22 protein-coding genes and 15 tRNA genes are annotated in these 25,672 nt (G+C 30.6%); 31 read left to right on the top strand and 6 right to left on the bottom strand.

Annotated features, from left to right (window positions below):
- Positions 1-4: 4 nt before the first annotated feature.
- The gene (gatB, locus tag CLAU_RS07490; protein ID WP_013240300.1) at positions 5-1,435 is read left to right on the top strand and encodes an Asp-tRNA(Asn)/Glu-tRNA(Gln) amidotransferase subunit GatB; all 1,431 of its coding nucleotides are present in this window, start codon (positions 5-7) and stop codon (positions 1,433-1,435) included.
- A 36-nt stretch (positions 1,436-1,471) separates the two neighbouring features.
- Here the strand turns inward: gatB and CLAU_RS07485 are convergent, their stop codons facing one another.
- Positions 1,472-1,678, bottom strand: coding sequence for a hypothetical protein (locus tag CLAU_RS07485; RefSeq protein ID WP_023162295.1), 207 nt, complete (start codon positions 1,676-1,678; stop codon positions 1,472-1,474).
- A 145-nt stretch (positions 1,679-1,823) separates the two neighbouring features.
- Here CLAU_RS07485 and CLAU_RS07480 point away from each other — a divergent pair, with 145 nt between their 5' ends.
- Positions 1,824-3,440: a peptide ABC transporter substrate-binding protein gene (locus tag CLAU_RS07480; protein ID WP_023162294.1), complete on the top strand. Its 1,617-nt coding sequence runs from the start codon at positions 1,824-1,826 to the stop codon at positions 3,438-3,440.
- Between the two features lie 365 nt (positions 3,441-3,805).
- Here CLAU_RS07480 and CLAU_RS07475 read toward each other — a convergent pair whose 3' ends face one another.
- Complete coding sequence (locus CLAU_RS07475) at positions 3,806-5,218, bottom strand: hypothetical protein (protein ID WP_242825736.1); 1,413 nt, start codon at positions 5,216-5,218, stop codon at positions 3,806-3,808.
- 85 nt (positions 5,219-5,303) lie between these two features.
- Between CLAU_RS07475 and CLAU_RS07470 the strand changes: the two genes are divergently transcribed.
- The 19 genes from CLAU_RS07470 (at position 5,304) to CLAU_RS07380 (ending at position 9,673) form a co-directional block, all read left to right on the top strand.
- Complete coding sequence (locus CLAU_RS07470; protein ID WP_013240296.1) at positions 5,304-6,293, top strand: AIR synthase family protein; 990 nt, start codon at positions 5,304-5,306, stop codon at positions 6,291-6,293.
- Positions 6,294-6,337: 44 nt separating this feature from the next.
- Positions 6,338-7,084, top strand: a complete 747-nt coding sequence (gene rph, locus CLAU_RS07465; protein ID WP_013240295.1) for a ribonuclease PH — start codon at positions 6,338-6,340, stop codon at positions 7,082-7,084.
- Positions 7,084-7,692, top strand: coding sequence for an XTP/dITP diphosphatase (locus CLAU_RS07460; RefSeq protein WP_013240294.1), 609 nt, complete (start codon positions 7,084-7,086; stop codon positions 7,690-7,692). The genes rph and CLAU_RS07460 overlap by 1 nt, the downstream gene beginning before the upstream one ends.
- A 3-nt stretch (positions 7,693-7,695) precedes the next feature.
- Positions 7,696-8,166 (top strand): metallophosphoesterase, encoded by a 471-nt coding sequence (locus CLAU_RS07455; RefSeq protein ID WP_013240293.1) that lies wholly within the window; start codon positions 7,696-7,698, stop codon positions 8,164-8,166.
- A 119-nt stretch (positions 8,167-8,285) separates the two neighbouring features.
- Positions 8,286-8,361 (top strand) — tRNA-Pro (locus CLAU_RS07450).
- A 78-nt stretch (positions 8,362-8,439) separates the two neighbouring features.
- Positions 8,440-8,513, top strand: a tRNA-Gly gene (locus CLAU_RS07445).
- Positions 8,514-8,518: 5 nt separating this feature from the next.
- A tRNA-Arg gene (locus CLAU_RS07440) sits at positions 8,519-8,595 on the top strand.
- Positions 8,596-8,598: 3 nt separating this feature from the next.
- Positions 8,599-8,674: transfer RNA gene (locus CLAU_RS07435), tRNA-Lys, on the top strand.
- A 7-nt stretch (positions 8,675-8,681) separates the two neighbouring features.
- Positions 8,682-8,757 (top strand) — tRNA-His (locus CLAU_RS07430).
- 4 nt (positions 8,758-8,761) lie between these two features.
- Positions 8,762-8,836 (top strand) — tRNA-Gln (locus CLAU_RS07425).
- Between the two features lie 4 nt (positions 8,837-8,840).
- Positions 8,841-8,916: transfer RNA gene (locus tag CLAU_RS07420), tRNA-Lys, on the top strand.
- Positions 8,917-8,946: 30 nt separating this feature from the next.
- Positions 8,947-9,031, top strand: a tRNA-Leu gene (locus CLAU_RS07415).
- 30 nt (positions 9,032-9,061) lie between these two features.
- Positions 9,062-9,136: transfer RNA gene (locus CLAU_RS07410), tRNA-Gly, on the top strand.
- 8 nt (positions 9,137-9,144) lie between these two features.
- Positions 9,145-9,218, top strand: a tRNA-Gly gene (locus CLAU_RS07405).
- 5 nt (positions 9,219-9,223) lie between these two features.
- A tRNA-Arg gene (locus tag CLAU_RS07400) sits at positions 9,224-9,300 on the top strand.
- A 6-nt stretch (positions 9,301-9,306) separates the two neighbouring features.
- A tRNA-Lys gene (locus CLAU_RS07395) sits at positions 9,307-9,382 on the top strand.
- A 17-nt stretch (positions 9,383-9,399) separates the two neighbouring features.
- Positions 9,400-9,475: transfer RNA gene (locus CLAU_RS07390), tRNA-Pro, on the top strand.
- A 19-nt stretch (positions 9,476-9,494) separates the two neighbouring features.
- A tRNA-Gly gene (locus CLAU_RS07385) sits at positions 9,495-9,568 on the top strand.
- A gap of 28 nt (positions 9,569-9,596) precedes the next feature.
- Positions 9,597-9,673, top strand: a tRNA-Arg gene (locus tag CLAU_RS07380).
- A 110-nt stretch (positions 9,674-9,783) separates the two neighbouring features.
- Here CLAU_RS07380 and CLAU_RS20730 read toward each other — a convergent pair.
- On the bottom strand, positions 9,784-9,957 hold the full coding sequence (locus CLAU_RS20730) for a hypothetical protein (RefSeq protein ID WP_013240260.1): 174 nt from the start codon (positions 9,955-9,957) through the stop codon (positions 9,784-9,786).
- A gap of 258 nt (positions 9,958-10,215) precedes the next feature.
- Between CLAU_RS20730 and CLAU_RS20430 the strand changes: the two genes are divergently transcribed.
- From CLAU_RS20430 to CLAU_RS07350, 7 genes are all read left to right on the top strand, one after another.
- Entirely contained in the window at positions 10,216-10,329 is a 114-nt protein-coding gene (locus CLAU_RS20430) for a peptidoglycan-binding domain-containing protein (RefSeq protein ID WP_242825689.1), read from the top strand.
- A gap of 551 nt (positions 10,330-10,880) precedes the next feature.
- Positions 10,881-12,410, top strand: coding sequence for a cell wall-binding repeat-containing protein (locus CLAU_RS07375; protein WP_013240259.1), 1,530 nt, complete (start codon positions 10,881-10,883; stop codon positions 12,408-12,410).
- A gap of 796 nt (positions 12,411-13,206) precedes the next feature.
- Complete coding sequence (locus CLAU_RS07370; RefSeq protein ID WP_144289725.1) at positions 13,207-13,983, top strand: hypothetical protein; 777 nt, start codon at positions 13,207-13,209, stop codon at positions 13,981-13,983.
- The gene (locus tag CLAU_RS07365) at positions 13,970-14,551 is read left to right on the top strand and encodes a hypothetical protein (protein WP_013240257.1); all 582 of its coding nucleotides are present in this window, start codon (positions 13,970-13,972) and stop codon (positions 14,549-14,551) included. The genes CLAU_RS07370 and CLAU_RS07365 overlap by 14 nt, the downstream gene beginning before the upstream one ends.
- 746 nt (positions 14,552-15,297) lie before the next feature.
- Entirely contained in the window at positions 15,298-15,426 is a 129-nt protein-coding gene (locus CLAU_RS21340) for a hypothetical protein (protein WP_275935557.1), read from the top strand.
- Positions 15,427-16,144: 718 nt separating this feature from the next.
- A complete protein-coding gene (locus CLAU_RS07355; protein ID WP_023162292.1) occupies positions 16,145-17,284 on the top strand; it encodes an AAA family ATPase in 1,140 nt (379 codons plus the stop codon).
- A 125-nt stretch (positions 17,285-17,409) separates the two neighbouring features.
- A complete protein-coding gene (locus tag CLAU_RS07350) occupies positions 17,410-18,294 on the top strand; it encodes a DNA-3-methyladenine glycosylase I (RefSeq protein WP_023162291.1) in 885 nt (294 codons plus the stop codon).
- Between the two features lie 511 nt (positions 18,295-18,805).
- Here the strand turns inward: CLAU_RS07350 and CLAU_RS21125 are convergent.
- Positions 18,806-18,979, bottom strand: a complete 174-nt coding sequence (locus tag CLAU_RS21125) for a tyrosine-type recombinase/integrase (RefSeq protein WP_081650144.1) — start codon at positions 18,977-18,979, stop codon at positions 18,806-18,808.
- Positions 18,980-19,146: 167 nt separating this feature from the next.
- Between CLAU_RS21125 and CLAU_RS07345 the strand changes: the two genes are divergently transcribed.
- The 3 genes from CLAU_RS07345 to CLAU_RS07330 all read left to right on the top strand — a co-directional run bounded on the left by CLAU_RS07345 (position 19,147) and on the right by CLAU_RS07330 (position 23,681).
- The gene (locus CLAU_RS07345; protein ID WP_023162290.1) at positions 19,147-20,718 is read left to right on the top strand and encodes a sigma 54-interacting transcriptional regulator; all 1,572 of its coding nucleotides are present in this window, start codon (positions 19,147-19,149) and stop codon (positions 20,716-20,718) included.
- 615 nt (positions 20,719-21,333) lie between these two features.
- Complete coding sequence (locus tag CLAU_RS07340) at positions 21,334-22,683, top strand: Na+/H+ antiporter NhaC family protein (protein WP_013240253.1); 1,350 nt, start codon at positions 21,334-21,336, stop codon at positions 22,681-22,683.
- A gap of 374 nt (positions 22,684-23,057) precedes the next feature.
- Positions 23,058-23,681 carry a class I SAM-dependent methyltransferase gene (locus tag CLAU_RS07330; protein WP_013240250.1) on the top strand — a complete coding sequence of 208 codons (624 nt, stop codon included), beginning with the start codon at positions 23,058-23,060 and terminating at the stop codon, positions 23,679-23,681.
- Positions 23,682-23,797: 116 nt separating this feature from the next.
- Here the strand turns inward: CLAU_RS07330 and CLAU_RS07325 are convergent, their stop codons facing one another.
- Positions 23,798-24,835 (bottom strand): radical SAM/SPASM domain-containing protein, encoded by a 1,038-nt coding sequence (locus tag CLAU_RS07325; RefSeq protein ID WP_023162289.1) that lies wholly within the window; start codon positions 24,833-24,835, stop codon positions 23,798-23,800.
- Between the two features lies 1 nt (position 24,836).
- Positions 24,837-25,643: a hypothetical protein gene (locus CLAU_RS20970; protein WP_174377503.1), complete on the bottom strand. Its 807-nt coding sequence runs from the start codon at positions 25,641-25,643 to the stop codon at positions 24,837-24,839.
- Positions 25,644-25,672: the final 29 nt, after the last annotated feature.

The following is a 25,672-nucleotide window of genomic DNA, read 5'->3' as shown; positions in this document are numbered from 1 at the left end:
AATTATGGAATATGAATTGGTAATTGGCCTGGAAGTTCATGTAGAGCTTTCGACAAAAACTAAGATGTATTGTGGATGCAGCACTGAATTTGGAGGAGAACCCAATAGTCACGTTTGTCCAATATGCCTTGCACTTCCAGGTGCGCTCCCTAGAATAAATAAAAAGGTAATAGAGTATACCATAAAATCGGGAATTGCCCTTAATTGCTCAATAAATAAAAAGAGTAGAATGGATAGAAAAAATTATTTTTATCCGGATTGCCCTAAAAATTATCAAATAACCCAACACAGATTTCCTTTATGTAGAGATGGATACATTGAGGTAGAAAATAGTGAGGGAGAAAAAAAGAAAATAGGTATTGAAAGAATACATATGGAAGAGGACGCAGCAAAACTAATTCATACAAAAGCAGGTACCTTGATAAATTACAATAGAGCAGGTGTACCTCTTATAGAGGTAGTGTCCAAACCAGATATAAGAACCCCAGAGGAAGCTACCTGTTATCTTCAAAAGTTAAAAAATATTTTGAGATCCATAGGAGTTTCAAATTGTAAGATGGAACAAGGTTCTTTAAGGTGTGATGGTAATATGTCTATAAGACCTAAAGGCAGTAGAAAATTTGGTGTAAAAGTGGAAATAAAGAATGTGAATTCCTTTAAAGCTCTTGAGAAAGCTTTTGAGTATGAATATTTAAGGCAAGTAAAGGCTGTAGAGTCTGGAGAAAAGATAGTACAAGAAACCAGAAGATGGAATGAGTCTAAAAATAGAACTGAGGTTATGAGGGCTAAAGAACAAGCTAGAGATTATAGATACTTTCCAGAAGGGGATTTAACAGCTATAAATATTTCAAATGAATGGATAGAGGATATAAGAAAAACTATACCTGAACTTCCTTATGATAAAGTGGAGAGATTTACTAAGGAGTACAATGTTTCAAAACACGATGCTGAGGTACTAATATTAAATATGGGGGCAGCAGATTTCTTTGAGAAAACTGCCAAGTTAAGCCGAAACCCTAAAGCTGCTTTTAACTGGATTATGGGAGATATATCAAGGCTTATGAATGAAAAATCAGTATCATTAAATGAGCTTAAATTTAAGCCGGAAGACCTAGTAAGTTTAATCAAATTTATAGACTCAGGTATGATCTCTAATAATATAGGTAAAGAAATAATGGAGGAAATGTTTGTAAGTGGTGCAAAACCTGAAGAAATAATTGAGAAGAGGAACTTTTTACAAAATAGCAGTGAAGATGAAATTCTGCAGATAATAAAAAAGGTTATGAAAGACAATCCTAAACCATTAGAAGATTATAAAAACGGTAAGAAAAGAGCTATTAAATTTATGATAGGTTTAGTTATGAAAGAAACTAAGGGAAAGGCAAATCCTAAGATTGTAAATGACCTTGTAAATAGAGAATTTAATAAAAACTAACTAAATAAAGGAATAGGAGACTATTTTAAGGTTCTCTTATTCCTTTTTATTATTATCTGTTTTAGTTAGAGATCCGTCATCTTTCTTTGTCAAAAAATACATATATTGAGTTAGCTTTTCTACTAAGTAATTCCTATATTTTAATTGGGACAACATTTGCTTCATAATTATAAATCCCCAAATTGAAATAAACATAATAGTGCACATAGTTAAAATACCTAAGATTTCTAATGTAAGTATCATATTTACACTCCTTATATCTAAATTTACGTGAATATTATATCATAAAAAACATGAGTTAAAAATAATACAGCCTAATTTGTTTATTTTTATAATAAGTGACAATAATTTAAATAGTATCCCATGAATTGGGAATGAGGAGATATATATGAAGAAATTTATTTATATAATATTAGGTATACTCATAATTTCCATAGTTTCTATAACTTTAATTGGAGGATCTTTGCAAAAGAAAGTTGAGCAAACTGAAAGCAGTAATTATAAGAATAATGTGACATATAATTTGGGTAAGTTACCTGAAGATCTTATAATGCTTGATTCCAATAATTTAAGGGAAAAGGATATACTTGCAAACACATTTGAAGGACTTGTGAATTGCGATGAAAATGGCAAAATAGTTCCTGCACTTGCTGAAAGTTGGGATATAAGTCAAGATGGAACTAATTATACTTTTAAAATAAGAAAAGATGGAAAGTGGAGTGATGGTTCTGATATTACTGCAGATGATTTTGTGAACTTTTTTTCTGATATTTTAAATAAAAACACAAATAACATATTTTCAGATCAGCTAAGTTGTATATTTGGAGTAGAAGATTATAGAAAAGGAAAGTGTGATTTTAACAATGTAGCTATAACTGCTTTGAATAATAAAACGCTCAATATAAGATTAAATTATCCCTGTAATTATTTTTTGAATATACTCTCTCAGCCTATATATGCACTTAGAAATATTGATTCTAAACTTATAGATTGGAAAAAAGACTATAGATCAATAATGTATTCAGGGAGTTTTTGTATAAACAATATATCTGACAGCGGGGAGATTACATTAAAGAAGAATTCTCATTACTGGAACGAGGCACAGGTGAAAAGTAATAGTATAACATTGAGTTCCTTAAAAACTAGAGAAAGTGCACTTGCTGCATTTCAAAGTTCTACAATAAATGTGTTCACAGATCCTCCTTTAGGAGAATTAAAAACTATAGAAGGTAAGGCAAAATATAAAGTTTCACCTTTACTTCAAGGGGAAGGCATAGCTTTTAATTTAAAAAGGAGTGGTATTGCAAATGACAATAGTTTTAGGAAGGCAGTAGCTGCTTCTATTAATAGAAATAATATAGTTAAAAATATATTAAATAGCACTGCTTTGGAAGCAGGCTCTTATATACCCCAATATACAGGTGATGGACTGAATGGCAAATATATAAATAAGGTATTTTTTCAAGGTAATGAAGATATAAAAAAAGCTTCTGATATGATGAAAAGTGTAAGCTCTAGTTATGGAGAAACTTCATTAAAACTCATATATTTGGACACAGTTGAAAACAAAAAGACATGTGAAACCATAGCTGAAAGTATAAAAAAAGCTGTTGGAATAGATGTGAAGTGTGAAGGATATGAGTCTTCTAAATTCAATGAGAAGTTAAAAAAAGGTGACTATGATATGGCAGAGATAAAATACGAGGGATACTATGATTATCCTCTGTCATTTTTGGATATGTGGAGGTCTGCATCCCAATATAATTTATATGGATATAGAAATGTGCAATTTGACAATAAATTTATGAATGCGACATTTGAGAAAGATGGAACTAAAAGAATAGAAATACTTAAGGAAATGGAAAATATGTTGATGGAAGACATGCCAATTATTCCTCTATATTTCAATGATGTAATTATAAGTGAAAAAAGCTATGTACAGGGTATTTATACTAATAAGTTGGGAAATATAAAGTTAGATAAAGCTTATTTAGATGTTCATTGATAGAGTATATAGTTTTTTGCAAGGCTTGAAAAGGTCTCATAAATATGAGACCCTTTCCTTAATTAGAATTGAAATTTGTAAATTGATTTGAAGTGCTTTTTAATTGTCCTTTTGGAGTAAAGTATATACAGTTTGTTTCTAAAGATGAAAGGTTTGTAATAGCATTAATTTGATCTAAGGTACATTTCCCGTTTTTTTCATGTATGCAACTTTCCGAGCAATTAATATTCATCATTAGGTATCACCTACCTTATAGAAGCAGACTTAGTTTTAAAGTTAAATTATGAAGTGCTTGTACTGTAGTTATATTATTATGTCCTAAATATTAAAAAATATTTTTAAAAATTTTTAGTACTGATGTATTATTATTGTGCTATTTTAGGACTTAAAAGATGTATTACAAGAAAAAATATAGACATATTTTTATAGGCGTCAAAGGAAGTTTTTACAGATTTAAAACTTTCCTTTTTTCTGCTGTAAGTTACGTATTTGGTAAAAACAGGTGCTATTTCACATGATTCAGGTGATGGAATTGAATCTGTTTTAAAATTTTGTTCTTCTCTTAAATCTTCAGATTTAAGAGAAAAGTTTTCGTACCTTTCTGCACTACTTAGATCAGGGGCATCAGGCCAACTTAAAATTATACCTGAGTCTATAAGCTGACGCTTAAATATGTCCAGTACTATTAAACTGTTTTTATCTTTATCCTTATATACATCTACATCTATGAGAAAGACTATAAGATATAGCATGATTTCTAAACATGTAAATTCAATGTTTTTTTTGGAGGTATTTTTAATAAATAATCCTTTTTCTGCATCATACAACTTTAAAAGTCTTTTAAATATAAAGTCGGCATTGTCCTTAGACTTTATAATATTTGTGTACTTATATATAAGCATATAATTTATATAATTCAATGAATCATTTTCTACATCTGTTTCTCTTAAAGATTCAGCCAAGGTGTTGTCAGAATAAAATTTTTCAAATATAAGCTCTGATATGTCGAGTATTAGATCTTTACAGGTCAAGTCTTTGGAATAGCTGTAGAATATATTAAGACCAAAGCATAATCTTGTAAGTTCTTCAAAAGATAAATCATACAAGTCTTCTTTTAATTTTATAAGCATATTTAGAATGTCAAAAGAAAAATTTCTAAAGTCCTCCCTTTCTTCTCCTTCAAGTAAAGTGCTGCATTTGTAGTAGGCAGCCATTAAAAGTGCCTGAGATGAAAATTTGAACTTTTTATTTTTATCTGCAAATTTTAAGTCATCCATAAGGGAACCGTCTTCTAGTTTTTTATCTGTAAATACACCTTCATTATTTCTAAAGTGCAGAGCATAAAATTTTAATTGACTTTTACAAAGGGATTCATACAATTTCCCTAAATTATAATTTCTTTTATCTATGTTGTTAAATAGATTATAGTAATCACAAAGTTCTAGTAAACATAGAGTCATAAGTGTATTGCTATCTATGTTTATTTCTTTTTTAAATTTATCTTGGTTCCAACATAACTTATTGTCCATATTTATGAGAATAGGGTTTGCTTTCCTATAAATACATATAAGTGGAGAAACACCTTTAAATGTGTTAATATCAAAGTTGGGTATGTTTTTTATATCAAGTTCTTTAACTGGAGTGGAAACTCCGCATTCTGAGTGCAGTACAATTTCCTTTAAAGATTCTTTTGATAAATAAAATAGTTGATTTTTGATGTTAGCCGGGTTTACCTTATTAATTCTCAAAAAAGGTCCTATATATTTCAAAATATTCACACCTACCATAAATTAATCCTTATATATATAATATGAGGTGAGATGTAAAATAGTGCTTGTTTATTTTTAGAAAGAAGGAATTTTTATGAAAGCTGGAAAATTAAATTGGGAAGATTTAAAAACTATAATAGATGAAAATAGGAAAGTAGTACGAGAAGATGTGAGAATAAGAAGCGGTATAGGAGAGGACTGCAGTGTAGTTAATTTTGGAGATATGGAATGTGTCATGTCTACAGATCCTATTACAGGGGCTAGTGTGAACAGTGGAAAGCTTGCAGTTCATATAAATTGTAATGATATAGCATCTTGTGGGGTTGAGCCTGTTGGAATTTTAGTTACGATTTTAGCTCCAGAAAGTAGTTCTTTAGAAGACATAAGAAGAATTATGGAAGAAATCAGTGAGGAAACGGAAAAACTAAATGTGGAAATTTTAGGCGGGCATACGGAAATAACAAGAGCTGTAAATAAAATGGTAATATCCTGTACTGTAATAGGAAAAGGAAAAAGCGGAGAAGCTGTAGCTACTTCAGGTGCAAAAGAAGGGGATGATATACTGGTAACAAAACATTTGTGCCTGGAAGGAACTAGTATTGTAGTAAATGACTACGAAGATAAGTTAAAGAATATACTTACCACTGAGGAAATAAAAGAGGCAAAAGGTTATATAAAATATATAAGTGTGGTAAAAGAGGGGATTTTATCAGCAAAATCAGGAGTAAATTCTATGCATGACATAACTGAAGGTGGAGTACTAGGGGCACTTTGGGAAGTTGCCAAGGCAAGTAAAGTAGGATTTAAAGTATATAAAAATAAGATGCCAATTACTAAAATAACAGAAAAGATATGTAATAAGTACGCAGTTGATCCTTTGAGGTTTATATCTTCAGGAAGTATGCTCATTACTACAAAAGATGGAAATAAACTCGTTAAACTTTTAAAAAGCCAAAATATTAATGCATATATTATAGGCAAAATTACCAGGGAAAAGGGAATATTGGTTTGTGATGAATTTGAAAAAGAGGTTGTACCGCCTAAAAGAGATGAGTTATTTGTACTAGAGGAAAAGTTGAAATAATTGATGTATAATTAGTAATATAGTTTTGATTTTGGAGGTAAAGTATGAGAATTGATGGTAGAAAATATGATCAGATTAGGCCTATAAAAATAACAAGAGATTATACAAAATATGCAGAAGGATCAGTACTTATAGAAACAGGAGATACAAAGGTAATATGTACTGCTTCTATAGAAGATAGAGTACCTCCTTTCCTAAAAGGAAAAGGGGAAGGATGGATTACCTGTGAATATAATATGCTGCCTAGGGCTACTCAAGTTAGAAAAATTAGAGATATAACTAAAGGAAAAATTGATGGAAGGACAATGGAAATACAAAGAATAATAGGAAGAGCACTTAGATCTGTAGTGGATTTGAAAGCTATGGGAGAAAAAACTATATGGGTTGACTGTGATGTAATCCAAGCAGATGGAGGAACTAGAACTGCTTCTATATCAGGAGCTTTTGTAGCACTTGTAGATGCTGTAAATAAACTTCATAAACGTACCCCTTTTACAGTTTATCCTATAAGAGACTTTGTCAGTGCTATAAGTGTGGGAATAGTAAATAATGTGAGAATGCTTGATTTATGTTATTTAGAAGATTCAAGAGCTCAAGTGGATATGAACATAGTAATGACGGATTCAGGAGAGTTTGTTGAAATACAGGGTACAGGAGAACAAAGCCCATTTACTAGAGATGATCTGCAGGAACTTTTACGTTTAGGTGAAAAAGGAATAAACAATATGATTCATGCCCAAAAAGAGAGTTTAAAAATGGATTCTCTATGGATAGGTACAGGAGGAAAATGATGAAAAAACTAGTAGTGGCAAGCAATAATTGTAATAAGATAAGAGAAATTAAGCAAATACTTTCCAAATATCCTATAGAAATTTTGTCTATGAAAGATATGAATTTAAATGTGGATATCTTAGAGGATGGAAAAACATTTTCAGAAAATGCCTATAAAAAAGCCAGTACTATATACCATATACTGCAGGATAAGTGTATGGTTCTTGCAGATGATTCAGGATTAATGGTTAAAGGACTAAATGGGGCACCAGGGGTGTACTCTGCAAGGTTTGCAGGGGAACATGGAAATGACAAAAAAAACAATGAAAAGCTGTTAAAGCTTTTAGAAGGTATGAAACCACAAGATAGGGAAGCTAAGTTTGTATGTGCACTAGTACTTATAGTGGATTCAAAAAGGACATTTAAAGTTGAGGGCGAAGTAAATGGTATAATATGTGATGAAGAGAGAGGAAATAATAAATTTGGTTATGATCCGCTGTTTTACGTGCCCGAATATCATAAAACTTTTGGAGAACTGCCCTATGAAATAAAAAACTCTATAAGCCATAGAGCTAATGCACTTAAAAAATTGAAGGAGCAAATGAGGGACATTATGGAGGAGGTTTAGAATTTGCAAATAGGAGTAGTAAGTGATACACATAGATACAAGCAAATGGTAAAAAAAGTTATGCAGGTATTAAATCATATGGATTTGATTATTCATCTTGGAGATAATGTAGAAGATGTAAAAGAAATAGAAAAATTTTATCATGGTAACATTATAAACGTAAGGGGAAATTGTGACTTTTCTGTAGATGTCCCTCCAGAAAGGATAGAAATTATAGAAGGTAAAAAGTTTTTAATAACTCATGGGCATAGGTATGACGTTAAATACGATTTATCTAGGTTAAGATATAGGGCTTTAGAGGAAGAGGCAGATATAGTTCTATTTGGGCATACTCATGTATCTGAAATAGCCTATGAGGATGGTATATACTTTGTTAATCCAGGAAGTCCGTCTTTGCCTAGAAATGGGCTGAAAAGCGCTGCTATCATAAGCATAAATGATAAAATTATAAGGCCAGATATCATAGAATTATAAATAAAAATAAAAAAAAGTAAAATAGGGTATTGACGAATTAGAATATATCGTGTAAAATAATTGATGTTGTCAGGAGTTACAAAAAAGATTTCAAGATAAACAAGATGATTTCTTAATAACGGGGTGTGGCGCAGATGGGAGCGCGCGTGGTTTGGGACCATGAGGTCGCAGGTTCAATCCCTGTCACCCCGACCATTTAATTGAGATAAAACTTAGTTGAATGTAAGGAAGAAATAAAGTAGTGAATTCTTTTTATTTGACATAAAAGATTATGCGGGTGTAACTCAATGGTAGAGTGCTAGCCTTCCAAGCTAGTTATGAGAGTTCGATTCTCTTCACCCGCTCCAAGCGTGCGTCTTTAGCTCAGTTGGATAGAGCAACGGCCTTCTAAGCCGTGTGCCGGGGGTTCGAATCCCTTAAGACGCACCATAAGCGCCATTAGCTCAGTTGGTAGAGCATCTGACTCTTAATCAGGTTGCCCGGGGTTCGAGTCCCCGATGGCGCACCAAGATGTGGTGAACGTAGTTCAGTTGGTAGAGCGCCAGATTGTGGTTCTGGTTGTCGTGGGTTCGAGCCCCATCGTTCACCCCACTGTTGGGGTGTAGCCAAGTGGTAAGGCAATGGACTTTGACTCCATCATTCGTAGGTTCAAATCCTGCCATCCCAGCCAAAATGGTTCACTAGCTCAGTTGGTAGAGCACATGACTTTTAATCATGTTGTCCGGGGTTCGATTCCCCGGTGAGCCACCATTTTAATTTTAAATTATTACATTAGTCTATGCAGGTGTGGCGGAATTGGCAGACGCACTAGACTTAGGATCTAGCGCTTTACGGCGTGGGGGTTCGACTCCCTTCACCTGCACCATTTGTAATAATAAATGCAATTTTTATATATGCGGGAGTGGCTCAGTGGTAGAGCGTCACCTTGCCAAGGTGAACGTCGCGAGTTCGAATCTCGTCTTCCGCTCCAAATAAATTGCGGGTGTAACTCAATGGTAGAGTGCTAGCCTTCCAAGCTAGTTATGAGAGTTCGATTCTCTTCACCCGCTCCAAATATGCGTCTTTAGCTCAGTTGGATAGAGCAACGGCCTTCTAAGCCGTGTGCCGGGGGTTCGAATCCCTTAAGACGCACCATGATTAGCGTTATTAGCTCAGTTGGTAGAGCATCTGACTCTTAATCAGGTTGTCCGGGGTTCGAGCCCCCGATGACGCACCATAAGTTCAATTTAATAACGGGGTGTGGCGCAGATGGGAGCGCGCGTGGTTTGGGACCATGAGGTCGCAGGTTCAATCCCTGTCACCCCGACCATTTAATTTAATAAAGATATGCGGGTGTAACTCAATGGTAGAGTGCTAGCCTTCCAAGCTAGTTATGAGAGTTCGATTCTCTTCACCCGCTCCATTTTCATATTTATAATTAAATAGTATGAGCACCCATAGCTCAGCTGGATAGAGTGATGGACTTCGAATCCAGAGGCCGGGAGTTCGAATCTCCCTGGGTGCACCAGTATCAATGCTTTCACGATGTCGTGAGGCTTTTTTTATTGCCAAATAACACAACCGTAACACAACCACCATAAAAATATATAAACACAAATAAAAAGACGCCCTATGAATTTATAGGGCGAACAAATCATTATCTACATATTTTGTTTTTTCGTAAAATTGCTTTCGTACAAGGTTTCCAGTATCGTCATGTCTTATAGTAATTGTAGTTCTCCATCCTTTTAGAACTCTATCTTTATAATATTTTTGTATGGAGCCTTCAGCATTTGCTTTTTTAGAGGGCATATATTACCCATTTCTTCTATATGTAATTATGACTGCTGTTTGACTGTGTATTTTAATGAATTTAGTGTATCATCAACCAGATCTGTAAAAGATTTGTTTAAGTGTCTTGAAAAATAATTTTTATTAAACTCATTTCCATTGATATATTCTAAAATCTCATCTTTAAGCTTTATTTTGGATTGTTCATCACAGAATAGAACAAGGTTTTCAAGTTGATCTATTATTGAATCAAGCGCAACTTTTGTAATAAATTTAAGCTTGTTTATATCTTTAAGTTTATTCCTGGAGGTTGTAAAGAATTTTCAGAGAGACAGTGGACTTGCAGTTGATGGTATTGTTGGGATTAATACGTGGAATAAGTTGTTTGGATAAATATTGTGGATAGTTGTTTTCAATACATATAAGGAATGTTTCTATCACGAAGTTTATGGAAACATTCCTTGTAACATAAAGATTCATCAAGAAATTAAAAATCATTACTAGAAAATAAATGTACTTTTATTTTCTAGATAAGTAAAGAACCTAATAATGCTAATTTTCATTGAAATTTATAAATAATTCTATATATGAAATAGAAAAAATATAAGGAGAAATGATAAATTAGTGAAAAGCTTACTTTTCAGTACATGATATGCTTGTTTTCATTACTTCTAAATCTCGAGAAAAATGCTCATGTAAAAGATTTTAAAACTTTTACTTTCTATATGAAGGAATTTTATATAATATATAGAATATATACTAAAGTATAGTAATGTCAAAGAAAAATATAGATTATCCAATTTTTCTATGATGAAATGTAATTTCATCATCAACTCTACATGAAAAGGTAGCTGTAAAAACAGGAATTGCAGGATGTATAGATAGAGGCAAAAAGTAATTTTATTACATTCAATATATAATAAAGAGTGAAAGGAGACTTACGAATGTTAAAAAAATTAATGAATTTTTGTATAACTACCACTATAGTATTTGGTATATCTACTGCAGCATATGCTAAGACAAGTTATAATGTAACAAGACTTTGTGGTAATGATAGATATGAAACGTCAATAAAAATTGCAGAGAATTTTCAGAGCGGTACCCTTCAAAATGTAATACTTGCAAGTGGGAGTAATTTTCCTGATGCATTGGCAGGAAGTATTCTATCAAAGAAATATAATGCACCAATACTTTTAATAAATAGTGACCTGAATAGTAATTCAGAACAATTAAATTATATAAAAAATAATGTTGATAAAAATGGAAACGTATATATTCTTGGGGGTACTGGATCTGTAAGTGATAAATTTGTAAATCATATAAAAGATTTAGGATATAATAATATCATAAGACTTGGAGGAGATAATAGATTCAGCACAAATAAAGAAATAGTTGATTCTATGGATGTTAAAAGTGGAACTCCAATTGTAATTGCAAATGGATATGGTTTTGCGGATGCATTAAGTATATCAAGTGTAGCAGCAGACAATGGTTATCCTATATTTATGACGAAAGCTGATAGTCTACCAGATGAAACTAAGGACTTAATTTTAAGTATCAATCCAAGTACGGTTTATATAATTGGTGGACAGGCCTCAGTTGAAGATAAAGTGTTAACACAGTTAAAATCACTTGTTCCATCTTTAAGTGATGATAGTATAAAAAGAATTGATGGACAAACTAGATATGATACTTCATTAAATATATGTAAATATTTTAATGTGAATACAGATACAGCTGTACTTGCAAGTGGAGTAAATTTTCCGGATGCATTATCTGGAAGTACACTAGCTTCAAAATTGAATGCACCTATAATACTTACAGATGGCAAAAATATAACAAATCAAAAAAGTTTTATGGACCCAAAAGGCTATAAAAATGTAACTATACTTGGTGGATTTGCTTCGGTAGAGTTAGCTGTAGAATATCAGCTAGTAGATCCATCAAAAATTCCTCAGGCTGAAAAAGATTATTTGAATAATTTGAAAAATTATTGCGAGTCCTATAAACAGGAAACAGATACATTTTTAAATAACTTGGATACAGTCCAAAATAAAGTTAGCAACTTAACATCAACTTATAATACTGTGGAGGATATAGATAATAGCATATCCCAATCAATTTCAGCGGTGAATGAAGTCAATTCATATCTGTCAGATTATAAAAATAATTTAAACAGCTTAAAAGATAAAGTTGCAAATTTACAGGTACCAGACAAACTTAGTAACTTGAATAGTCAGTATTTAAATAACATAAATACTCAAATTGATGATATAGATAAGTCTATAGATTATATGAACAGTTATGTATACAAGTTTAATTCTTTTAAACAGGCAGTAGATGATTTAGATTTTGATAAAGCTAAATCTATAGGAAATTATATAATTCAACCGCCAGATATACAAACTGGAAGTGCTGGGATATCAAGCTTATACGATACAGTTAATGCAGCTATAAATAGTTTACAACAATAATTTTAATTTATTAGAATTGAAAGATGTCATTCCTAGATTTTTATGTTTGGTGATGACATCTTTATTATATTTATAAAGGTGGATACAATTCTGTTTTTTTACTATAGTTGAGAAAGTTTCATAACATATATTTACTGCTCAATACATGAAAGTGCCAATGATTCCTTCAGAAAAGGACTTATATTACGGAGAAATCAGGTTAAAAAAATACTATTCAATGGATATATTAATCTGCTAAAAATGGTACTTTATTTAAGACTGTTTTAAAAACTATAAAGATGTTTAATTATATTACAAATATATACTGTAAGTATTTATACTTATTTTTTCATTTATAGTTATTAAGTTAAAAGAAGGAGTTAACTTTATGTTAAGTGAATTTTAAATTTTTATTCTTTTCAGCAATTATATAATATAAATTGTTCATGTGTTCTAAAGTAAAATTTTATATAATTATCAATTGTTATATAGTTTTTTGATTTTGAGTATATATGTTGTTATATAAATATAAAGGAAGTTGGATATGTGAGTATGTTTAAAATGAAAAATAGAAAACTAATTTTATCGTATGGAATTATAAGTATAGTTATAACACAGTATATAAATTCATTTACTATAAATTCCACTTAGAATAACTAAATCATTTAGTCTTACCTGATGGGTATATTATTGATCAAAGTATTTCTAAGTATACGTGAAAACTTAAGTGATAACGATTTTTAGGCTCTAATGAGCTTTAAATAAGAGAAATATAATTATGCGTAAGCCTAAAAAATATATGAAAAGAGATGAAAGTATGATTGCAGAAATAAAAGGGAAGATAAGTAGTACTGGCTCAAATCTTAATGATAGATTAGAAGATGATTTAACTGGAAATGTTTTTGGTAGCTTAAGATATATGTCATTTAATCACGGTTTAAAACAAATTCTTATTCAAGGGATATATCCAAGAAGTTTATCAAAGATCATTGATAATATTGATGAAGATGAGTGGAGCGAATTTATTGAATTTTGGCCTTATGATAAAGAAGGAGAGATTGATGCTTTAATAAAGTTTGAAAATACTATTATTGGTATTGAAGTAAAGTATCTTAGTGGCATTTCATCTGATGATGATGTAAGTAATTCTCTAGGCTTGGAAGGTGAATTTACAACATATGATAATGTTAAGAGCGTAAACCAACTTTCACGTGAATCAAGAATTGTTTCACGGTCAGGTAATAATAAAAATAAGATACTACTATTTGTAGCAGATGGAGAAGCCTGCAGAGAAGTCTATAAAAATATTAAAGCTAGAAATATTATTGAAAATAATGTGGAATTTGCCTATATTTCATGGCAAGGCATTTTGTATGGTCTTGAAAATTTAAAAATAAATAATGTCTATGAAAAAGTCATAGTAAGTGATTTAAAAAATCTTTTAATAAAAAAAGGATTTGAAAGTTTTAAAGATTTTATAATTGAGGGTAATGTAGAAGAAAAGTGGTATGACTTTGGTGCTGTAAAAAAAAATACTATTTCTTTTGATGTGAAAGAAACAATAGAGGAGGATTTATATTATGAATTCAGCTGAGAATATACGAAATGCATTTAAGGTAGTAAATAAAACTTATGAGAACATAAATAAAATGATGAATTATTGTAAAACAATCGCAGATGAAGGAAACGAATATGTTGTTTCAGTTCCTAAGTTTTTAAGATGGAAATCTGACGCTGAAGTTGATGGATGGTTAATTAATGATTTTATAGTACTTTTTCAAAGTAAACATGATAAAGAATTAGAAAATGGATGGCGTAATGGGCCGATTTATGTGCTAGATATAGAGCTTAATTATGGTGATACTCCAAAGATATATATTTCAAAATTTGAATATAAGAATATGGAGAATTGGAGTAATGGATGTTCACCAACCAATCATTGGCGTTTTTATTGGCCGATAAGGAATATGAATGAGTTTGAGGGTGTAAAGACTGATGATTATAAAATATGGACTCCTAAAAAAGGAAAGGAGTCAGTAGCAGATAGTTCTTATTGGGGGATAAAAAGAGCAGTATGTTACACTGAAGAATTGATAGATATAAATGCAGATAACATACAAGAAAAAATATTTGATAGATTCTTATGGCTTAAGGACAAGTAGGCGTCAATTAAATTAGCAAAGACTTTCAAGGAAGCCAGACTAATTATTGAATGTAAATTAATACAAATCACTACCGCAAATCCCGATGATTTTTGCCCAAAAGAAGCTAAAGACTATATAAAAGAAGCTTATAAAGATCCAAATGAAGTCCGCAAATATGCATTTGGAAAAATCACCCATACTTGGGTAGAGAAATAAAAATAAACGAGAATTAACAATGAGGGAATGATTTGTTAATTTTTCATGCATTAATGAAAAATTAAGTAACAAGCATAATATTCAGTTCAGTTATTACATATTCTTCTTAAATTATGACATAACTCATGTATGAGTAATGGGATTAAGAAAGCCTAGTACAACTTCCAATTATCCATAGCAAGGCATATTTTTAATTCTATGCAGTTTTGTTATTAGTAGGAGGAGATTTACAAGGGTAATAAATCTGACGAATTTGTTTCAACCACAGAGGGGGCATAAGGATAAATCTCCGCCTAATAGCTTCTGAATTAGTTCAAGGGTTGAAGTATTCTCTTTAGCCAAGATAGATGTATTAGTAAGCTGCTTACAAATACACTTCCATGGGCAAGTTTTTTTCTATTGTAAGATAGTGGAGGAAGGCTCTGATATCTTTTTCTCCTGGCTCTGTTGCAGGTTTATCAAAATAGCCTTGAAAAATTTTAGCTTTAGTATAATATTCATCCTGAGTATGCTTGCTTTGATAAAAGCACGTATAAGGTGGACTAGACATGGGCTTGTCAAAGGCGCCAATCGTGTGTGAAAAATTCAATTTAATTAAATACTTTGTGCGTAGATGGAAGACACCAGAGGAATACACCGGCAGTACAGTTAAAATAGGAACTTTTATGAATTATTAAGGAAGCACTTTATCCGCAGGAAGCCTTCCTTTTATTTTTATCTGGAAATTTATCTATCATAAAGCTGACGAGGACTAAAAAAGTGCTGGTGCTTGAAGAAAAAATAAAGCGGTTTATTATTTTAAAACATATGGATAAATTAAAGGTATATATAAAGTATCTATATGTGTAGTAATAAATTTTTGAGGTGATAGCGAAACAAGATCATAATAGTGTATTTTAAATTCATACGCAGATATTGATTTCATGAAAATATAGGAACCTATTTTGCAAAGATGGAGGAGCACTGGGCTGCTTATTTGAAGTGATAGATGAAATAATTTATAAATTGCCTTTGGACAAGCCTTTGTTTTGAGCACTGTAGGGATAAGTCCTACATATAATAGATGTTTTACTTTAAGTGACTATTGATGCAGTAGCTAAGTGAAAAAGAAAGTGCTAGTCCAAAGCTTCCTTGCGAGGGAACCCGAGCCTATTATAAGACATAGGAGCATTACTCCCTGGGTTTGGGGCGGAGCATCCCATTAAAATTAAAGGCACTGGCCAAGCTTTTGTCTGAGTGAGGGAAGAGATAAAGCTTGGCCAGTGCTTCAGCTTATAGGTTATAACTTTTACATACAATAAACGTAAAAAAATTACATAATAAATAAAAACAGACGTAAAAAGCATACACTTTTTTGAAATTTGAGTATAATATAAATAGGAGAAGGTGATAAAAATGTTAAGCAAAATAGAAATAGAAAACTTTAAGTCTTTTAAACATTTAACAACAGTAGATTTTACAAGCACTAATTATAAAATTCTTAAAAAAAGGAATGTTTCAGATGATGGAATACTAAAAGGTGGAATATTTGTAGGATCTAATGCCTCAGGCAAAACTAATATAATACTATCCATTAAGCTTTTACTAGAATTACTATTTGCAGAAAAAATAATTGATATTGGTTTATATAAATGTTTATTTTCCAGTAGCGACAACATAAGGCTTCACTATGAGTTTCAATTTGGAGATAACATTATTAATTACAATATTGAATATGATACAGATAAAAAAATTATGGTTGAGACTTTGCTCGTGAATAATAAAATTATGCTAAATAGGATTGGAGAAAGCGCAAAATCATATATTACAGATAATGAAGTATTTGATAATCTTGATAAAAAATCCTTGCTTTTAAGATCCATATATTTTAATACAAAGTTTAACAATTATCCTGTTTTAAAAGAGTGGTTTAACTATTTGATAAATTCAGTTTTTCTCGATGCATTTCTCAGGGGAGGAATAAATCCGTCAAACAATAACCTGGATTTGAAAGAATACCTGGACAATAACGGCGTAGATGATATTAATAGTTTCTTTAAAAAATATAAATTCGGCCAATTAATAGAGTATTCAAAGGAAAGTACGGGAAGCTTAATTTCTATAAATGCAGAAGGAAACAAAAGCATTTTCTTTAAAAGAGATGATATTGGAGAACCAATTCCATTTGTGATGGAGTCATTAGGCAATAGAAATCTTTTAAATATGCTGCCTGCATTTTTCCATGTTATAAAAAATGGAGGTATGTTAATTATAGATGAATTTAGCAGTGCATTTCACAATGATTTAGAAGAACTTCTTGTTAGATATTTCATGGAAAAGTCAAGTAAGGCTCAGATATTTATAGTTTCACATTCAACTAACCTATTATCAAATACTATCTTTAGACCGGATCAGGAATATGCAGTTGAATTTAGAGGAAACGATGGAAGTTTTATAAATAGGTTTTCTGATGAAAGACCAAGAGAAGCACAGAACATAGAAAAAATGTATACGAGCGGAGTTTTTGGCGGAAAGCCGGTATATGAAAATGAGTAAAATAGTTTTTGCTGATTTTGAAGTGGTATTTTTTCAATGATGTTTAATTTGAATGGTAATAAAAGATATAATATTGAGTTGTGAGATGAATTCTTCAGTATTATTTAGATTTGGAGGCATGAAAATTGGAGAAAATAATATGTATGTCATGTCAAAAGACTATTGATAGTGATAGCCGATTTTGTAAATATTGTGGTGCAAGGGTAGTTTCAACGAAAAAGTCCAAAATCAATAATGATAAGTTAGTGAGTATTTTTCAAAATGTATGTGATACATTATGTTTAAATAGTGAGTATACTGAACAGGAATTTGAGGATGAATTTAGTAGATTTAAAAGTTATGAAAATAGGGATATTAGTGATAATGAATATTATAGATTACTTGTAGATATTATCTTTTATTCAGGTTTTAAAGCTTCAACAGTTGATAAATATCTGGATGTAATTCACTCACATTTTGAAGATTATGAGATTGTTGCAAAATATAATCTGGATCAAGTTGAAGAAATTAAAAACGATAAAAATATGATACAAAATAAGGCCAAAATAGATGCTTGCATTAGAAATGCAGTAAGAATAAAAAAGATAGTTGAAAAGTATGGATCCTTTAAAAAATATATAGATTCCTTTAAGCCAAACTCGAGTGATGAATGCCTTTTTAAACTAAAGAAAAGTTTAGAGAAGAATTTTAGTTTTATAGGAGGAACTACGGCGTATCATTTTATGACTGATATAGGATTAAATGTGTTGAAACCTGATAGAGTTATATTAAGAATCTTTTATCGTTTAGGATTAATCGATAATGAAGAAGATTTATTTAGTGCAGTAAAAGTTGGAAGATTATTTAGTAGGGCAACAAAATTGCCAATTAGATATATTGATATTATCTTTGTATCTTACGGGCAATTAAATCAAGAAAAAATGGAATGCATATGTTCTGAAAAGAATCCTAAATGCCTGAAATGTGGTGTAAAAAACTATTGTAATTATTATATTGGTAGTGTGCTATAAGAGAGTTATGTATATAAAAGAAATAAAATAGTGGTAAATAAAGGTTAACAAAATTATTAAAAAATATAGAAATGGTAATACAAAATAAAGTAGGTAATATAACTTAAAATATAATAATTTGCATACTAATATGTATTTTTATACATCAAGATTACTTATATAGTTATTTACAAAATATATAATATGTTTTGATGAAATTGTGAAATTTAATATTTGATCTGTAACACAACCGTAACACAACCGGGAGTTCGAATCTCCCTGGGTGCACCACAAAGTATTGATAACACTACATTCTAGTGTTTTTTATTTTACCCTAAAATAAAATTTGCCCTATTTTTTGCCCCTTATAGATTTTCAAAAATAAAAAAGGAGTTATTTTTCCATCATGAATTTATATAAATCATTTAATTTAGATGCCGCTTTTTTCTTCATACCTTCCAGCACATGAGTATATATCTAAGGTGATAGATATATTACTATGACCAAGTAACTCTTGGACCGTTTTTGGCTCCTAACCTAATTCAAGTAACCTAGTGACGAAGGTATGTCTTAGATCATGGAATTTCCTATCTTGTAGGCCAGCATTAGTGATTACTTTTTTAAATCTTTTACGGAGATTGCTGCAGTTTAAGTATTTACCATATATGCTGCAGAAAACTAGATCGTTAATGACTTTGCAAATCATTTTTTCTCATTAATAGAATAAATTCTAATAGTTAGCACTAAAGCTATTAGAATTTATTATAATGCTATACTTTTACTTGAAATAATTGTTATTCTAAATATAGAATTATATAGTAAACATTTCTCTTAATAATCAATTCGCACTATATTATAGGAAAGGTGATATTCATGAAAACATACTTACGACTTGAAATAATTTCACAAGATAGAATAGGAATGTGTTTAGATATTTTAAAAAAACTTTATGAGAATAACATGAGTATTCATTCTCTCGAAGTTTTTCCAAACAAAGTATATGTAAAAGTAGAAGGCTTGCAAGAGGAAGAAGAAAAATTAAATATTATTAAAAATTTACGTAATATAAATGGTGTTTTAAAAGTTCATGAAGTTGAACTACTTTCATATGAGAAAAGTGAAAGGAGACTTCATGCTATTATAGATGCTGTACAAGATGGTATACTGGCTATAAACCATAATGGAGAAGTAGAACTTTTTAACAATTACTGTGAAAAAGTGTTTCATGTAAAAAAAGAAAATATAGTTGGAAAAAATATAAAAGAAATTTTAGGCTTTGAAGGTCGTATTATCAACCTTTTAAGAACTGGTAAAGATCATGACAATATTGAAGTGCTTACAAAAAATAAAAAAAATGGTTTCCACTATATTACTTCAGGACGTTCTGTAAAAGATGATAAAGGAAAAACTATAACTGCTGTTGCATCACTTAAAGATATTAATGAAGCCATTGAAATGTCAAATGTCATTACTTCAAAAGAAGATTTCGTATTTAAAGATATTATAGGAAATAGCTCTTCTATTCTAAAAACTAAAAATATATGTGCATCTGTAGCAAAAAGTAATTCAACCATACTTCTCCGTGGCGAAAGTGGTACAGGCAAGGAACTATTTGCAAAAGCTATACACAAGTTAAGCTCAAGAGCAGATAAAAATTTTCTGGCTATAAATTGTGCTGCTCTTCCAGATGATCTTATAGAAAGTGAACTTTTTGGATATGTAAAAGGAAGCTTTACTGGTGCAGCAGAGAAGGGTAAGGATGGTTTATTCAAAGCAGCAGATAATGGCACTTTATTTTTAGATGAAATAGGTGAATTATCTCTTCCAATTCAAGCAAAACTTTTAAGGGTTTTACAAGAAGGCACTATAAGAAAAATAGGCAATACTGTAGAAGAAAAAATAGATGTAAGAATAATTGCAGCAACTAATAGAAATTTGGAGGATATGATTAAAAAAGATACTTTTAGAGAAGATTTATATTATAGACTAAATGTAATACCTATATATATTCCTAGTCTTAGAGATAGAATTGAGGACATACCTATGTTAGTTAATTTTTTTATAAAAATCTTAGATAAGCAGATGGATAAAAACATAAAAGGTGCAGAAACGGAATTCATAGAAGAACTTGTAAAGTTCAACTGGCCTGGTAACATACGTGAATTAAAAAATATTGTAGAAAGAGCTATGAATATGTGTCATGGAGTTTTTCTTAAAAAAGAAAATTTAATTATGGGTTTTCAAAAAACTACAAATCATGAAGTAACCTCCCAAAATTGTAACTTTAATTTTAAATTGAAAGATGTCGTAGCAGCTGCTGAAAAGAAAGCTCTTATTGCCGCTATGCAAGGCCATAAAAGCTGCAGAAAAGCTGCGAAATCTCTTGGAGTATCTCATACTACCATAATAAATAAATTAAATAAATACGGAATAAAAATTCATTAGTCTCCAATTCAAATTGTGCTATAAAGTCAGGTGTAGTACAAAGCTTACGGCATGTTAGACAAGAATTCAATTGAGTATGACACTCTTGTTTCTTGGGCTTCATGCAGTACTTAAAGGCATTCTAACAGCATCTAGGTTATGCCTTATATACTCCCACTCAATAAAATCTTCATTTTCTATATCTGATATATCTATCTTTTTTAACGTACCAACATCATCAATTCTAAAAAGTCCTTGCTTAGTGGGTTCCCCATGATTTTCTCATTGTAGTGTCAAGTATTTTAACTCTAATTTTAGACTAGAATTAAAAAAGCTAAAATTAATTTTCTTATATTTTATATCATTCATATTAAAAACTTTTATATTAACTTAAATTATGATTAATTTACCTATAAAATGACATTATGTTATAATTGTAAAGAAATGTTTACAATTATAAAAATTTCTTTACGTTTTAATTAGTAAAGTGGTTTAAAATGTTTACATGCTTTTTTATTAGTTGGCTTATTTTATTAAAATTCAAGCTATTACAACTTTTGAACATATTGGCATAATAAATGCTAATGTTAATTGTATTGAACTTACATAGAAACATAAAAGGAGGTATTCAAAATAATGAACCAAAGAAAAGGAAGTGCCATTGCATTATTACCATTAGGTATATTTATGGTTCTATTTCTTGGTGTTTCAATTATAATGAAAGACTTTTATAAAATGCCTGTAGTTGTAGCTTTAATAATTGCATCCACCATAGCTATACTCCAAAACAAAAAAATACCTGTAGAATTAAAGGTTGAAAGATTTTGTAGAGGTGCCGGAGACTCCAGTATCATACTTATGTGTTTAATTTTTATTTTAGCAGGTGCTTTTGCTGAAGTCAGCAAAGCTATGGGAGCTGTAGATTCTACTGTAAATTTAGGACTAGCTGTTTTACCACATAGCTTTATAGTAGCTGGTATATTTATAATTGGTTCTTTTATATCAATGTCACTTGGAACTTCGGTTGGAACAATAGTAACTCTAGCACCTATCGCAGTTGGGATTGCACAAAAAACAGGGTTACCTGTGGAATTTTTAATTGCTGCTGTAGTTAGTGGTGCTATGTTTGGTGATGGATTATCTATGATATCTAATTCTACTGTAGCTGCTACTAAAACTCAAGATTGTGAAATGGTAGATAAGTTCAAAGCTAATTTTAAGATAGTACTTCCTGCAGCTATTATAACATTACTTATATATGCATTTTTAACTTTTGGTATGCAAGTCAATCATACTGGAGTTTATAACTACCAATTTATTAAAATATTACCTTACATAGCTGTACTTGTAGTAGCTTTAACAGGCTTTAACGTAGTCTTAGTATTAGTTGGAGGTATCGTACTCGCATCTATAATAGGTCTTATTTATGGTTCCTTTAATATATTTATGGTATTTCAACTTTGTGCAAAAGGTATTGCAGGTATGGAAGACATATCTATAATATCCATACTAATTGGTGGTATAGGTGAATTAATAAAATTCAATGGCGGTATAGATTTTTTATTAAATACAATACAAAAAAGAATTCACTCCGAGAAAGGTGCTGAATTTGGCATAGGTATATTGGTTAGTTTAGTAAATTTATGTACTGCTAATAACACTGTTTCTATAATTATAGTTGGTTCACTAGCTAAGGATTTATCTGAAAACTATGGTGTAGATAGGAGAAAAACTGCCAGCCTTTTAGACACTTTTGCTTGCTTTATACAAGGATGTATACCTTATGGTGCCCAACTTTTGGTTGCTTCTAGTCTTGCAACAATTTCACCATTTTTAATAATGAAATACATTTGTTATCCATATCTTTTAGGCATTGCATCAGTATTGGCTATAATAATTGGTATACCTAAATTTAAGACTCCAGCTAAAGGTGCATTAAAGCTAGAAGAGGAAGACTCTTCTGCTAGGGTAGGTCTGGTAAAATAAAAATTATGAAAATAATATAGATTCTCATGATTATAGTTATATATAGTATTAAATTAACTTTATTTGTAACATCCTATAGTATGCAATTTTAGTTGCTTACCACAACTGGTAAAGCGGAATTTATAGAGCAAAAAATAATAATTAATAGGCAAGAAGTAAGGAGTAATAAGAGTGTGATGGATATGGGTGAAGGTATAGGTAGTATGATTTTAAGGAGCTTGAGAGGCAGCTGCTTGGATGGGATGATTTATGCTTTTGATGCATTTTTGTATTAAAAGATGCTATTATGGTGTTAAAGGCTGATTTAGCATATAAAAATCTTAATATAAGTAGTTATTTGTTGTGGGGATTAATTTATAAAAGAGGGCGTGTAAGTGAAGAGTGTATATGATATAAAATTGTTCGTGAATCTATATGATTGTTTCATGAGAAAAATCATGTTTCCAAGATGCTTTAATACGACAATAGAAACACATATGGGCATATTAAAAAATGAGTTGAAGGATATACATGGAAAAAAAGTGCTAGAGTTGGCTGCAGGAACCGGGAGTACGTCAGAGGTTCTACCTATAGACAATTCTTATATTGGAACAGATGTAAGTATGAGAATGTTAAATATAGCAAAATCAAAGTTTAAAAAGATGGGTTTTGAAGATACTGTATTTGAAATAGCCGATGCATGTAATCTTAAATTTGAGGCTGAATACTTTGATTTGGTAATCTGCAACTTGGCAATGACCTATTTTATTAATATAGATGATTTTGCTGATGGACTATACCATATTTTACGGCAAGGCGGAGAATATCTATGCAGTGTTCCAGTGTCGTTAAAGAATGGAAATAAAAAATATAGGATCAATGAAAAAATAGAAACACCTGAAAAAATTAAGGATTTATTTGTGAGGCATGATCTAGTATTTGAACCGCTAAAAAAACAGGCGGGAGAATTATTATATTTTAAAGCATATAAAATTGCGTACCCAGCTAAGGGTAATTAGTGTAGAAACAGAAAAGGGTGCGGATCTAAAAAAATATTTGCATGAAAGAAGCATTGGCTATCAAAAAATAAATAAGGATATTTATTTATTTTTTGTATGAGTTTATACAGAAAGTTTTATTTATAAATAATAGGGCAGCAGTTATCTGCTTGTTTATAATCCTTATACAGTGCATAAGATAAACATTTTAGTCCGCCCCTGCATTTTTCTGAGTATGCACATTTAAAACATTTATCAGGAATGTTTTTATTTCTTAAGTCTTTAAATACATTATTATTAAAATAAATATCCTTTAGAGAAGTTTTAAGAGCATTCCCACATGATATAGGCATTCGTCTGCAAGGAAGTACATCGCCATTTTCAAGAATAGTAATTAATGAGTCTCCTGCACTGCATCCATAAGGCATTTCTCCACTTTTTAGAAATTGCAAAGCTCGGTTAGAATAAATTTCAAGACCAGTTAGTTTATTTCTAAGAGTTTTCTTCTTTTCATTAACTATTATAGAGAAATATTCTAAGGCCTCTTTAGAAGTAAATAACATGTCCGACATATCCTGTCCATTTCCTATAGGAACAAGTCTATCTGTCCATAATTTTGAAGCCTTATATTTTCGTGCATACCTGGCAACTACAGGAAATTCTTTATAATTACCTTTATGTGCAGTAAATGATACTAAAGTTCTTATATTATGTTTTCTGAGTATTTTAACAGCATTCCAAGTTCTATCGAAATTTCCTTTGCCTCTTAAAGCATCGTGAGTTTCTCTGTTCCCATCAATACTTACTTGTGTATGAGCTACATTTAAACTTTTCAATTTTTTAGCTATGTCATCTGTAATATAACTGCCATTAGTAAGTATTCCAAAAGAGAAATACTTTTTATTTTTACTAAATACTTTCAATATCTGAAGAAAGTCTTTCCTAGTAAAAGGTTCTCCTCCTGTTATATTTATATGTCCTCTAATAAAATCTTTATTTTTACTTTTTGAATAAAGTCTTAATAGGTCTTTATATTGCTCCAAAATATTAAGAATTTCATTAAATGAAAGCTCTTTTCCTGCATAACACTCTTGATAACAGTGTTTGCACCTTTGATTACATTTTGCTGTTATATGCCATTGCAAGGTTAATCGGCTGGTTGGTACACAAAACATATTAATCCCCTCCACAGCCGCCACATGACGAACAACTACTACAGCTGCTGCAGGAAGAACAACTGCTGCAAGATGAGCCTCCTCCTCCTGAATTATTATTTGAAGAAGAATAATGATCTTGATTTGCTATTATAGAGCTAAATAAAATTGTTTCAGGATAATTTATCAATGAAGTTGGTCCATATAGACACATACAATATTCTAATTCTTTATCTGATGCGTTTGACGAAGAAACCTTTGGATATTTTGATTTCATTTCATCTATTATTAATGGTTTATCTCTGACTTTATTAATTAAGGAGTAAATAAATAACATCAATACATAAAGAACTACTAATGCCAAAACAGGTTTTCTGTTAATAATGCCTAGGCAAAGTTTGATTATAAATGGGATTGTTAAAGTTAGGAAACCTACTGTACTTATAATTTTTTCATTATCATTGAATGAATTGATATTAACACATTTTTTATTCTCTAATTTTTTTCTAGTTTTTTTAATAAGATTTTCAACTTTTTTAAGCAAAGTTTTTGAATGCATGATACTATCTGGGGTATCTCCATTAGCATAATGTTTTAATATATCCAGTTCTATTTCATCTGGAGACAATAAAGAGAGCTTACTATCTTTATTTGTTTTTAAATAAGGATTAATTTTATCACCTTCTAATAAAAGATATTTGTCCTTCCATAGTTTATAAAGATAGAACTCAATAATTTCGCTGCATACATTGTTATCTTTTACTACTATTAATTCTATTGGTGTTATTAAATCTTCTTTAAGTATCTCTTTATGATATCTATGTCTCAATCTAGTTCTGGTAAAAGATAGAGGAATTC

Source organism: Clostridium autoethanogenum DSM 10061 (assembly GCF_001484725.1).
Classification (GTDB): Bacteria; Bacillota; Clostridia; order Clostridiales; family Clostridiaceae; genus Clostridium_B; species Clostridium_B ljungdahlii.
This window is presented reverse-complemented; position numbering and strand designations above follow the sequence as displayed.